This is a genomic window from Arthrobacter koreensis (assembly GCF_035792275.1).
GTDB classification, from domain to species: Bacteria; Actinomycetota; Actinomycetes; order Actinomycetales; family Micrococcaceae; genus Arthrobacter_B; species Arthrobacter_B koreensis_A.
Genome location: NZ_JAMWKK010000007.1, coordinates 68,414 through 80,530 on the forward strand (window position 1 = coordinate 68,414; position 12,117 = coordinate 80,530).

Genomic DNA, 12,117 nt, shown 5'->3' on the forward strand with positions numbered 1-12,117 from the left:
ATAGCCCCGTGACAACCAGCTTTGACTGCTCAGATACTGATACCCGCAGCGCCGGACTAGCTGCCGCGCAGCAGGCTATTGCCAACCGGCAGTGCATCGTGCTGCCGACCGACACCGTGTACGGTATCGGCGCCGATGCCTTCTCGCCGCAGGCGGTTGCCACCCTGCTGGCCGCCAAGGGACGGGGACGGTCCATGCCTCCGCCCGTTCTGGTGCCCAGGCTGCAGACGATGGATGGTCTTGCCGTGGATGTCTCTGACGAAGCGCGTGCCCTGGCCGAAGCATTCTGGCCGGGCGGGCTTACCCTGATCTTCCATGCACAGCCGTCACTGACCTGGGACCTGGGAGACACCAAGGGCACTGTGGCGCTGAGGATGCCGGACGACGAAGTCGCGCTGGACCTGCTGGCACTGACCGGCCCGATGGCCGTTTCCTCGGCCAACCGCACGGGCCAGCCCGCTGCGCAGACTGCTGCCGAAGCACAGGCACAGCTGGCGGAGTCAGTGGAGGTCTACCTTGAAGCCGGTCCGCGTCCGGCAGCGGGCAGCGAAGGAATCCCGTCGACGATCGTGGACGCGACCGGTTACCAGCTGCGGGTAGTTCGCGACGGCGCCGTAAGCCTGGAAGAGCTCCGGGCCGTGGTGCCCACGGTCCTGGGACTGGACGATGCTCCCGCCGCCGAAGATGCTCCCGCAGACGAAGACGCGCCCGCAGACCCGGCTGCACCGGAAGACGCTTCCGCTGCTGAAGCTGCGGATTCCGGCGCCGAAGCGCAGCCGTCCCGGAACTCCTAGGAAGCGCACCGCCGGACCCGGCGGGCAGCAGCCCTAGTGCTGCTCTCTCCGGGCGGCTTCGAGAACCCGCTCGACTGACGGTTCAGGCACGTTGCCGGTGGCTTCGGCCCATCCCGGCTCCTGCCGCTGGCCAAACCACATCATTTCCACCCGGCGAAGCGTTCCGTGCAGCCGCTCACCGAGCAGCCGGGAAACCAGGTATCCCGCGGCCAGTCCTGCCCGGCACAGCCAGGCGGGCAGGTGCAGCGGTTTCCGTCCGCCCGCCGCGGTGAGGACCGAGGCCACAGTTGCCCCTTCCCAGGGCTGCAGGATGACCGGCGGGACAGTTCCCTCATAGCGTCCTGCCGTCAGTACAAAGGCACATAGTGCATCCACCGAACTGACCGGGCTGGGTGCGTCACCCCGCCCGGCGACGGAAGCCAGGGGAGTAGAGGCAATACGCACCAGGGAAGCAGTGGTCTGGCGTTCGGTGCCCTGGACGGACGTCGCACGCAGGCACGTCACCGGGCACCTGCCGGGTTTCCTGGCTCCCAGCGCTGCCTCACCCAGTGCCTTGGAACGGGAATAGGCAGAGAACGGCTCCACCTGGTCAGTTTCATCCAGCAGCGGACGGTGCCCCTGGACCGCAGCGCTGCTGAGATGGATGAAACGCCTCGCACCCGCGGCGTCCGCGGCGTCCGCAACAAGCACCGGAAGCAGCGCGTTGGCGCCCCGCAGCACGGGGGAGTCAGCCCCGGTTGGAGTGGCCAGTCCGGCCGCGTTGATGACGACGTCGGCGCCGGCCAGTTCACCGGCGAGGTCCTGCCTGATGTCCTGCAGCCGTGCTGCCTCGGCCAGGATGCCTGAAGCGTCCGTGGACTGTGCGTTGAGCCTGGGCGCTTTCACGAACCGGACGGTGATACCGGCCCGGGTGAGGACCGCCTGGAGCGAACTGCCGATGAAGCCGCTGGCGCCCAGGACAGCCCAAATGGGCTCTGATCCGGAGGCATGGCTGGATGAAGTGCTGCTGATCAACTGGTAACTGTCCTACTCGGGGGTGTTCGCCGGCCGCGGGGGAGCTGCCGGCCGGTCCGGCTCAGTGCGGGACAGGGGCGGCATGGGCTGCCACTGGCTGTCCTTGAGGATGGTTCGGGACTCGCGCCACCCCCGCCACAGGCTGCCGGCGCCGCTCAGCCGGCGTTCGACGGCGGCGAGCCGGAGCAGCTCCTTCGCTGCGGTCAGCAGGGTGCCGGCCGCAAACCCTGCCCGGCTAAAGCGTCCGTGGGCGCGCAGATAGCCGGCGGTATGGCCGCGGTTGCGCATGGCGCAAAAGCGGCTGAGGTCACTGGAATCGTTCAGGTGCCGGATGCCCAGGTCGATCTGCTTCTGCGGACGCACCTTGCGCAGCACGAAATCATTGACATACACGACCTTGTGCTCCAGCGAAGCCAACCAGCCGTAGATCTCGTCGTCGCCGTTGATGAAGTACCGGGGGTCCGGAAGCCCGATCGACCGGACGGCAGCGGCGTTGATGAGCATGCCCTCAAAGCAGCCGACATTCGTTTCGAACACCGGGCTGTCCCGGAACACATTGCCGCGGACGGGAACATGCATGCCCAGCAGCGGGATGAACCGGTGCTGCCAGAAAAAAGGATGTCCGGCTTCGTCGAAGCGGCGCCCGTGGATGCAGTCGTACTTCCCGGTCCACTTGCCCAGCGCAGCCACGGCATCCGGGAGCGCCTCGACGTCGTCGTCCATGAGCCACAGCCACTCGGCACCCAGGTCCAGGCCGGACTGGATTCCGGCAGCGAACCCGCCGGATCCGCCGGTGTTTTCCTCGAGGGAACGCACGGTGAGGGGGATGGGGAAACTGTTCGTGACAGCGCTGAGATACGCGGCTGTGTCGTCCGTGCTGGCATTGTCCACCACCAGGACCCGTGCAGGAGCGGGATCCAGTGCGGCTACAGATTCCAGCAGGCGGCGCAGATAGCCGGACCTGTTGAAGGTCACAATGACCAGGCACAGGCCGTCAATCCCCGCTGCCGTCGCTGACACCCTAGAAACCCTGGTCCGACGGAGGGCCAAACATGCTGCCCCGGAAACCGCCCGCGTAGGCACGCAGCCAGGACTTGAATCCGCGCAGGTCCCTGGTACGGGCGAAGTGGATCGGGTAACCCGCGGCGTCTGCGGCCAGGGAACGGACCCGCCGGTATTTCCGCGTGAGGTGTCCACGGTTGCGGTAGAAGAAGAAGCGCTTGAATTCCGTGTCCGGAACCAGGACGTGCAGGCGGCCGCCGAGGATCTCCTGCACCTCGGACCACGCAGCAGGATGGCTCAGTGCAACAGAAGTCAGGGTGCCGAACGGGATGCCGGCGCGGCGCAGCCGGATCATGAAGTCCGTCTCGTCTCCGCGGATGAACAGGCGGAGGTCGGGCAGGCCCACGCGGAAGAAAACGTCCCGGCGGATCAGCGCGCCGTTGAAGAAGTGGCCCACACCGGGAAGGAATCCGGCCTTGGCAACCTCGGCGCGGTCATGGGTGAGGCGCCCGTCCACACGGAAATGGAAGGAGAGGGTGTCGGGTTTGCCGGGGGCAACCACCAGCGGAAGGATCACGTCCAGGCTGCGCTCGTTGGCGGCGTCGAGCAGTGCCTGCAGGCATTCCGGGTCCTCGGGATGCGCGTCGTCATCCATGATCCAGATCCACTCCGCGCCGGAGGCCATGGCCGTAAGAATGGCCAGGGAGAAGCCTCCCGCGCCGCCGAGGTTTGTCTCCGAGCGCACGTAGCTGACGTTCGCAGCGGAGGACTCGGCGATGTCCTTGACGGGGCTTTTGCCCGAGTCGACGAGTGCCACGGTTGAGACCCCGGCGGTCTGTGCTGCCAGGGCTCCCAGGAGGGTCTTGACGTCATCTGGGCGGTCGAATGTCACCGCGGCAACTGCCACTGATTCCGGCAAGACGATCCTTTCAGGGCTCCGCCCCGATACCCCGGCAGTGCCGGATGTTCAGGGGGGTGCAGTTAGTATGCTGAATAGAATTCAGTCTATTACACCGGATTGGACGCCCTGCCGTGCCTGCGGCACGGCAGGACCGCTTACAACCTAGACACGAACCGGGCGCAGGCCCGCAGAGGACTATGAACGATTCAAGCAGGGACAGAACCACCCCGGCCAGGGACGAGAAGCCGGCACTCTGGCTCTGGTCCCAATACGTGCTGGACTCTCTGGCCTGGGTGGTGGCCATTGTCCTGGCACTGATCCTGCGCTACGAGCTCTCCGTGGATGAGATCAACGTGGCAGGGCTGGCCGCGTTCTGCGGTGTGGCCGTGGTGACCCAGCTGGTGGTCGGCTATTCATTTGCCCTGTACCGCGGACGGTACAGCTTTGGCAGTTTCCATGAAATGCGGCTGCTGGCCGTGGTCACCATTGTGGTGTCCGCCATTCTGGTGCTGGTCAGTGCGCTCTTTGGTTTGGCGATCGACATTCCCCGGAGCACCGGCGTCCTGGCCTTCCCGTTCGCCTGCCTCTTCATGGCTGCAATCCGCTACATGAAGCGGATGTACGTGGAGAGCAAAGTGCGTCCGGGCGACGAGGCCCAGCGGACGCTGATTTACGGCGCCGGGTTCCTGGGCAACTCGCTGGTGACACGGATGATGAACGATCCGGATTCCCCCTACTTCCCGGTCGGACTGATCGACGACGATCCGGCCAAGAAGCACCTGAGGCTGGGCACGGTTCCGGTCGTGGGAAAGCTGACCGACCTGCGGGAGCTGGCCCAGCGCACGCGGGCCACAGTCCTGATCATTGCGATTGCCGACGTCGACGCCGCCCAGGTCCGCCAGGTCACCGACCAGGCGGAGGGACTGAACCTGCGGGTGATGGTGCTTCCGCCGCTGCGCGACATGCTGGCCAAGGGCTCCGGTGCCGGGCTGACGGATTTCCGTGAAGTGGCAGTCGAGGACCTGATCGGCCGCCGTCCGGTGGACATCCACGTGGATGAAGTTGCCGGCTACCTCAAAGGCAAGAAGGTGCTGGTCACCGGCGCCGGAGGATCGATCGGGTCCGAACTGTGCCGTCAGATCACGGCATTCGAGCCGAGCGAACTGATCATGGTGGACCGGGATGAGACCGGCCTGCAGCTCACGCAGCTTTCAATCACGGGCCAGGGCCTGCTCAACGGCCGGGATACGGTCCTCGCGGACATCCGTGATGCGCGTGCCCTGGATGAGATTTTTGTCCAGCGCCGGCCCGACGTCGTGTTCCACGCCGCCGCGCTCAAGCACGTCTCCCTGCTGGAGCAGTACCCGCTCGAGGCGTGGAAGACCAATGTGCTGGGCACCGCCAATGTGCTGCGCTCTGCGGAGAAGGCAGGCGTCAGCCACTTCGTGAACATTTCCACGGACAAGGCGGCGAATCCCACCACGGTGCTTGGACATTCGAAGCGTGTGGCAGAGAAGCTCACCGCGTGGATGGCAGGGCACACCGGCAGGCGTTTTGTCTCGGTCCGCTTCGGCAACGTCATCGGCAGCCGCGGGTCCATGCTGCCGCTGTTCACCGAGCAGATCCGCCAGGGCGGGCCCGTGACGGTCACTGACCCCGAGGTCACCCGCTTCTTCATGACCATTCCCGAGGCCTGCCAGCTGGTCATCCAGGCCGGAGCCATCGGGCGCGGGGGAGAAGTGCTCATCCTGGACATGGGGGAGCCGGTCAGGATCCTGGACGTTGCGCGGCGCATGATCGCCATGTCCGGCAAGGACATCGAGATCGTCTTCACCGGACTGCGGAAGGGCGAGAAGCTCCACGAGATCCTGGTCGGCACCGGAGAAGACGATTCGCGGCCGCTTCATCCCAAGATCTCGCATGCCTCCGTCGCCGTCCTGGATCCGGAGGACCTCGACGCTGAGGACTGGCTGCGGCGCTGCGGCTTCGGTCCCGCGGCGGCGGCTGAGACCACGGGAGGCGCTGCGGCAGCGCTGTTCCCGCTTCCGGATACAGCGGCCCTGCGCCTTGCCGACATCCAGGACACTCCCTCAACCGGGCAGGGCGATCGGCGGACCGGCTGATGGCTTTGGCTGCTTCGGCCGCAGCCGCCTTCCTGGCGAGCCTGCTGCTGCCCTTTGCATTCATCCCGCTGCTGCGCCGGCTTGGGGTAGTGGATGTGCCAAACGAGCGGTCCTCCCATTCCAAGACAGTCATCCGCGGAGTGGGGGCCACCATTGCGGCCGGAGTGCTGCTGGGGCTCGGAACAGCGCTGCTGACCGGCTACGTGGCAGTTGACCGCTCACTGGTACTCCTTCTGATGTGCATCATTGCTTCGGCCGCGCTGCTGGGCTGGGTGGAGGATTTCCGCGGCCTGTCCGTGAAGGTTCGCTTTGGCCTCCAGCTGCTGATCGGGGCGGCCGGAACGACGGCGCTGGCCGCGGCTCTGGGACAGAGCTTCTGGTGGGTGCCGGTAGGAACCCTGGTTATTGCCGGCTACATCAACGTGGCCAACTTCATGGACGGAGTGAACGGCATTTCAGGACTGCACGGCCTGGCCGTCGGAGTCCTCTACGCCGTTGCCGGAGTCCTCTCGGACCAGGTGTGGCTGATCGCTGCCGGAACCGTCATTGCCGCGGCGTTCGCCGCCTTCCTGCCCTGGAACCTGGGACGCGGGTCGGTCTTTATGGGCGACGTCGGCAGCTACCTGCTCGGATCCGCGGTTGCCGGCACAGCCGTGGCAGCCTTCCTTGCGGGCGTCTACGTGGAGTACCTGCTCTTCCCGATCCTGATCTACCTGCTGGACTCCTTCACGACCCTGGTGCGCCGGATCTGGCGGGGAGAACGGTGGTACGCCGCGCACCGCCAGCACGTCTACCAGCGGCTGACCGATGAAGGGTTCAGCCACCTGCAGTCTGCGTCCCTGGTTACTGTCTGCACCGTGCTCATCGGCGGCACCGGCCTTGTTACGGGCGGATCAGGATGGGCAGCAACGGCAGCCGGCACTGTTTTCGTAGTCCTGGTGGCCGGCCTGTACCTGGCGTCGCCAAGGATCGCCGCACGCCTTCGGCACAGGGCACGTACCTGATGGCCGGCCGGGGGAGCCTTCCACTGTCACACCGCCGCAGGGATGTCACGGCGCAGTTCTATGTACTGTAGAATTCAAGCGTCGCGACGTACAAAACTGCGTCCGAACTATCTTTTACCCCACAGCACAAGGATGATCCTGCAGCCATGAGCCAAGCCAACGGCGCACGCGCTAAGCAGATCAGTGCGTCCGGGCCAACGGACGCCCCCTGGCTCCGGATTCTGGGGACATCACTGCTCTGGACAGGTGTTCCCGCAGCTGCGGCTGCAGCAGCCGCCCTGCTGGGTCCAGGCGTCAGCGGAGCAGCCAGCGTCGCCGCCGGCTGGGTCCTGATTGCCCTCTTCTTCGGCCTTAGCCTCCTTGTTGGACACGTAGTCGGACGGAAGAACCCGTCAGGCGCCATTGGAATGTTCGCCGTGACATATGCCGTCAAGGTTGTCGGTTTCGCGGTGGCCCTCTGGAGCGTGGGCGTGCCTGAATGGCTCGAGCGCCCATGGTTCGCTTTTGCTGCCCTCGGCACCGTGGTTATTTGGCAGGTTGCCGAAATCCGTGCGTTTTCCCGCACCCGCCAGCTGATTTATTCCGATGCGCCTGCGCATACAGACGACGCCGTGAAAGGAGCCTGAGATGGCAGCCGAATCAAAGAAGAATGCAGCCGGACAGGTTCCCGCTGCGTTTGAGGCGCCGCTGAGCAAGCGCCGCGCAATCCTCCAATATGTCCTGTCCGGAATCATTGCCCTCGGTTTGATAGGGTGGGGGCTGGACAGTCTTCTGGGGACCCGCTGGATTCTTTTTGCAGGTATCGCCCTGGGCGGGCTGAGCGGTTTTTACGTCGCCGCCGCCCACGGGCTCACTTCCACTAAGCCAAAACCGCCCACGGGCGGAGAACGGCCGGATGAGGGTTAGACGAAGCAATGTCACACAACTTAGTAAACGGATGCATAACACATGCCCCCGCCAATGAAATGCCCAACGATGGACAAAGCAGAGAGGAAACGCGTTGATCGCGCTTGCGCTTCCCGCCGCCAATGAAGAGGGGTTTGTTGCACCAACCCTCGATGAAATGCACCTCCCTGAGATCCTTCCCTGGGGCGCCGAGTACGGCGAGGGCTTTGGAAAGCAGATGCTGCTTATCCTGCTGTCCGTTGCCCTGATTAGCTGGTTCTTTATTGCCGCCGCACGGAAGCGGCAGCTTGTACCGGGCCGGCTTCAGTTCCTGGGTGAGTTCAGCTACAACCTGGTCCGCAACTCGATCGGCCGCGACATCATCGGTGAAAAGGACTTCCGTCCCTTTGTTCCGCTGCTGTTCTCCCTGTTCTTCTTCATCCTGATCAACAACCTGTGGGGCAGCATCCCGCTGGCCCAGCTGCCGACCACGTCCCACGTCGGCACCGCGTACGCGCTGGCAGCCATCGTGTACTTCACCTGGATCATCCTGGGCATCAAGAAGCACGGCATCAAGTACTTCAAGTACGCCACCGTTCCTTCCGGTGTTCCCGTTGCAATCCTGCCTCTGGTTGTCCTGATCGAAATCATCTCGACCTTCCTGGTCCGCCCGATCACCCACAGCCTCCGGCTCTTTGCGACCATGCTTTCCGGTCACCTGATCATCATGCTGGCGGCTTCGGGAACCGAGTTCCTGCTCCTGGAGGCCGAAGGCCTGCTGAAGCCGCTCGGAGCGCTGACCCTGGTTGGCGGCGTCGGAATGTTCTTGTTCGAAGTTTTGATCCAGTGCCTGCAGGCATACGTGTTCACCCTGCTGACTGCGATCTACATCCAAGGCTCAGTAGCAGCCGCGGAGCACTAAAACCTCCCCTTAGCGGGGAACCCCCTGAACCAAACAACCTGCCTGCGGGCATCTTGAAAGGAAATACCAATGACTGGTGAAATCTCCGGCTCCCTGAACCTCATCGGCTACGGCCTCTCGGCAATCGGCGGTGCAATCGGTGTGGGCCTCGTCTTCGCCGCTTACATCAACGGTGTTGCACGCCAGCCCGAAGCACAGCGCGTGCTGCAGCCGATCGCCTTCCTGGGCCTGGCCCTGACCGAAGCCCTCGCCATCCTTGGTCTGGTTTTCGCGTTCGTCCTCTAACGTCAGCGCGTATTTCCCACACCAAGTAGATAGGACGGATGAGAAATGAACGAGGCAGTAATCCTCGCCGCCGCTGAAGGCGCTAATCCTCTGATCCCAAACATCTGGGAGATCCTGGTAACACTGCTTGGCTTCGCCGTGCTGATGTTCATCGTCGTCAAGTTCGTCGTCCCGATGTTCGAGAAGACGTATGCAGAACGTACCGAGGCCATCGAAGGCGGACTTGCCAAGGCCGAGGCAGCACAGGCTGAAGCCAGCGCTGCCCTCGACGAGTACAAGCAGCAGCTGATTGACGCACGCACCGAAGCCAACCGGATCCGTGAGGAAGCGCGCGCTGAAGGCGCTCAGATTCTCGCCGACCTGAAGGCAAAGGCTGCTGCCGAATCGGCACGCATCATGGAACAGTCCCAGGTGACCATCGAAGCAGAGCGCCAGGCCGCAGTTGTCTCGCTCCGCAGCGAAGTCGGATCCCTGGCCACCGAGCTGGCAAGCCGGATCGTGGGCGAGTCCCTCGCAGACGATGCACGCTCGGCCCGCGTGGTTGACCGTTTCCTCGATGAGCTGGAAACCTCGCAGAACGCAGGTGCGGTTCAGTAATGGCAGGTATATCGAGCGAGTCACTGGCAGCGGCCCAGGGTCAGTTGGAAGCACGCCTTCCCAACGCGACCCTTGGCCTCGCCGAGGAACTCTTTGGAATCCTGGGCCTCCTGGACGGCCAGACCGGCCTGCTGCGGGCCCTGACTGATCCGGCTCGTGACGGCCATGAGAAGGCAGCCCTGGTCTCCAAACTGGTTGGCGGCAAGGTTTCGGCCGACGCCGAGCAGATTGTTGCTTCTTTGGTTGAATCCCGGTGGCGCACACCGCGCGACCTCGGGGATGCTCTGGAAACCCTGGCTGCAACGGTTGTCTCCGCGGTCGCGGAAAACAAGGGCCCGGGTTCAGCCGGCCTTGAGGAACTTGAGGGCGACCTCTTCCGTTTCAACGAGACCGTGGCGTCCAGCCATGAGGTGCAGCGAGCACTGTCCAACCCGCAGGCGAGCCTGCAGGCACGGGCAGAGCTGGCAGAGAAACTGGTGCCGGGCAGCTCTGACGCTGCCAAGGTACTGATCCGTCAGGCTGTCACCGCTCCGCGCGGACTCCGCCCGACCGCCCTGGTTACCCGGTTCCTGGAACTGGTTGCCGGACGGCAGCAGCGGTGGATCGCCGAAGTGCGGACCAGCCGGCCGCTCACCGATGAGCAGCGCGCCCGCCTGCAGGCGTCATTGAACGCCCTGTACGGACGCGAGCTGAAGATCAACGCAACTGTTGATCCCTCGATCGTCGGTGGTATCCGGGTTACGGTGGGCGATGAAGTCGTCGATTCCACCGTGGTAACCCGGTTGTCGGAACTGCGCCGGAAGCTCGCGGTTTAGCCACCTTCGTGGCTTTACCGGGCCATGAGAAACATTTGAGAACCAATCGAAGGTCATCGGCACGAAGCGATGATCACAACATAGGAGAGCAGGGACTGCAGATGGCCGAATTGACCATCAACGCCGACGACGTCCGTAATGCGTTGAATGAATTTGCGGCGTCCTACGAACCCGGAAACGCAGAGCGCGTTGAAGTTGGCCGCGTAACCACCGCCAGCGACGGCATTGCCCGTGTGGAGGGCCTGCCCTCCGTGATGGCGAACGAGCTGCTTCGGTTTGAGGACGGCACGCTGGGCCTGGCCCAGAACCTCGACACCCGTGAAATCGGTGTCGTTGTCCTCGGCGACTTTGGCGGAATTGAAGAAGGTCAGGAAGTTCACCGCACCGGTGAAGTCCTGTCCGTCCCCGTTGGGGATGCCTTCCTCGGCCGCGTCGTCGATCCCCTGGGCGAGCCCCTGGATGACATGGGTCCGATCCAGGCTGAGGCACGCCGTGCACTGGAACTCCAGGCACCGGGTGTTACCCAGCGTAAGTCGGTTCACGAGCCGCTTCAGACCGGCCTGAAGGCCATCGACGCGATGATCCCGATCGGCCGCGGCCAGCGCCAGCTGATCATTGGTGACCGCAAGACCGGCAAGACCGCGATCGCCGTCGACACCATCCTGAACCAGAAGGCCAACTGGGCCTCGGGCGATGCCGAGAAGCAGGTGCGCTGCATCTACGTGGCCATCGGCCAGAAGGCGTCCACGATCGCCGAGATCAAGCGGACCCTCGAAGACGCAGGCGCCATGGAGTACACCACCATCGTGGCGTCCCCGGCATCTGACCCCGCAGGCTTCAAATACCTGGCACCGTACGCCGGCTCGGCCATCGGCCAGCACTGGATGTACGGCGGCAAGCACGTCCTGATCATCTTTGATGATCTCTCGAAGCAGGCTGAAGCCTACCGCGCCGTGTCGCTGCTGCTGCGCCGCCCGCCGGGACGCGAAGCCTACCCGGGCGACGTCTTCTACCTGCACTCCCGCCTGCTGGAGCGCTGCGCAAAGCTCTCTGACGAGCTCGGCGCAGGTTCGATGACCGGCCTGCCGATCATCGAAACGAAGGCAAATGACGTCTCGGCCTACATTCCGACCAACGTCATCTCCATCACCGACGGCCAGATCTTCCTTCAGTCGGACCTCTTCAACGCCAACCAGCGCCCCGCCGTGGACGTCGGTATCTCTGTGTCCCGCGTTGGCGGCGCTGCACAGCAGAAGGCCATGAAGAAGGTCTCCGGTACTTTGAAGCTCGAACTGGCCCAGTACCGCGACATGCAGGCATTCGCCATGTTCGCATCGGACCTGGATGCGGCTTCCCGCCAGCAGCTGACCCGCGGCGCACGCCTGATGGAACTGCTCAAGCAGGGCCAGTACGCTCCGTTCCCCGTTGAAGACCAGGTTGTCTCCATCTGGGCCGGCACGAATGGCTTCCTCGACGACGTTCCGGTCGAAGACGTACGCCGCTTCGAATCCGAGTTCCTTGACCACGTCCGCCACTCTTCGAAGGTCATGACCGTTCTGGCCGAGACCAACAAGCTCGAAGATTCAACGGTGGATGAACTCAAGACGCTCATCACCGACTTCAAGCAGGGCTTCTTCGGCGAAGGTGACAACCGCATGGTTGCCGCCGGCCACGAAGAGGCTTCGGCTCTGGACGAGGACGCAGTCGACCAGGAAAAGATCGTCAAGCAGAAGCGCTAGCGGCTTTGAGTTCCGCGGCCGGTGAGAGCCGGCCGC

13 protein-coding genes are annotated in these 12,117 nt (G+C 64.1%); 10 read left to right on the plus strand and 3 right to left on the minus strand.

Features of this window, described 5'->3' with window-relative positions:
- Positions 1–8 precede the first annotated feature (8 nt).
- Positions 9–794 (plus strand): L-threonylcarbamoyladenylate synthase, encoded by a 786-nt coding sequence (locus NGB94_RS08905; protein ID WP_325790263.1) that lies wholly within the window; start codon positions 9–11, stop codon positions 792–794.
- A 33-nt stretch (positions 795–827) separates the two neighbouring features.
- Here NGB94_RS08905 and NGB94_RS08910 read toward each other — a convergent pair whose 3' ends face one another.
- From NGB94_RS08910 to NGB94_RS08920, 3 genes are read right to left on the minus strand one after another with little or no spacing between them, the layout of a single operon-like run.
- Positions 828–1,808, minus strand: coding sequence for an NAD-dependent epimerase/dehydratase family protein (locus tag NGB94_RS08910; RefSeq protein ID WP_325790264.1), 981 nt, complete (start codon positions 1,806–1,808; stop codon positions 828–830).
- A 12-nt stretch (positions 1,809–1,820) separates the two neighbouring features.
- Positions 1,821–2,828 carry a glycosyltransferase gene (locus NGB94_RS08915; RefSeq protein WP_325790265.1) on the minus strand — a complete coding sequence of 336 codons (1,008 nt, stop codon included), beginning with the start codon at positions 2,826–2,828 and terminating at the stop codon, positions 1,821–1,823.
- 1 nt (position 2,829) lies between these two features.
- Positions 2,830–3,729, minus strand: coding sequence for a glycosyltransferase (locus tag NGB94_RS08920; protein WP_325790266.1), 900 nt, complete (start codon positions 3,727–3,729; stop codon positions 2,830–2,832).
- Between the two features lie 179 nt (positions 3,730–3,908).
- Between NGB94_RS08920 and NGB94_RS08925 the strand changes: the two genes are divergently transcribed.
- The 9 genes from NGB94_RS08925 (at position 3,909) to atpA (ending at position 12,081) form a co-directional block, all read left to right on the plus strand.
- Positions 3,909–5,834: a nucleoside-diphosphate sugar epimerase/dehydratase gene (locus tag NGB94_RS08925; protein ID WP_325790267.1), complete on the plus strand. Its 1,926-nt coding sequence runs from the start codon at positions 3,909–3,911 to the stop codon at positions 5,832–5,834.
- Positions 5,834–6,838, plus strand: coding sequence for a glycosyltransferase family 4 protein (locus tag NGB94_RS08930; RefSeq protein ID WP_325790268.1), 1,005 nt, complete (start codon positions 5,834–5,836; stop codon positions 6,836–6,838). Before NGB94_RS08925 ends, NGB94_RS08930 begins: the two co-directional genes overlap by 1 nt.
- Before the next feature lie 146 nt (positions 6,839–6,984).
- The gene (locus tag NGB94_RS08935; protein WP_325790269.1) at positions 6,985–7,464 is read left to right on the plus strand and encodes a hypothetical protein; all 480 of its coding nucleotides are present in this window, start codon (positions 6,985–6,987) and stop codon (positions 7,462–7,464) included.
- A 1-nt stretch (position 7,465) separates the two neighbouring features.
- Positions 7,466–7,744, plus strand: coding sequence for an AtpZ/AtpI family protein (locus NGB94_RS08940; protein ID WP_325790270.1), 279 nt, complete (start codon positions 7,466–7,468; stop codon positions 7,742–7,744).
- A 94-nt stretch (positions 7,745–7,838) separates the two neighbouring features.
- Positions 7,839–8,645: a F0F1 ATP synthase subunit A gene (gene atpB, locus NGB94_RS08945; protein ID WP_325790271.1), complete on the plus strand. Its 807-nt coding sequence runs from the start codon at positions 7,839–7,841 to the stop codon at positions 8,643–8,645.
- Positions 8,646–8,714: 69 nt separating this feature from the next.
- Positions 8,715–8,930, plus strand: coding sequence for an ATP synthase F0 subunit C (gene atpE, locus NGB94_RS08950; protein ID WP_026555392.1), 216 nt, complete (start codon positions 8,715–8,717; stop codon positions 8,928–8,930).
- A 45-nt stretch (positions 8,931–8,975) separates the two neighbouring features.
- Positions 8,976–9,527, plus strand: a complete 552-nt coding sequence (locus tag NGB94_RS08955; RefSeq protein ID WP_325790272.1) for a F0F1 ATP synthase subunit B — start codon at positions 8,976–8,978, stop codon at positions 9,525–9,527.
- On the plus strand, positions 9,527–10,342 hold the full coding sequence (locus tag NGB94_RS08960; RefSeq protein WP_325790273.1) for a F0F1 ATP synthase subunit delta: 816 nt from the start codon (positions 9,527–9,529) through the stop codon (positions 10,340–10,342). The genes NGB94_RS08955 and NGB94_RS08960 overlap by 1 nt, the downstream gene beginning before the upstream one ends.
- Positions 10,343–10,443: 101 nt before the next feature.
- A complete protein-coding gene (atpA, locus tag NGB94_RS08965) occupies positions 10,444–12,081 on the plus strand; it encodes a F0F1 ATP synthase subunit alpha (RefSeq protein WP_325790274.1) in 1,638 nt (545 codons plus the stop codon).
- The last annotated feature ends 36 nt before the right edge of the window (positions 12,082–12,117 follow it).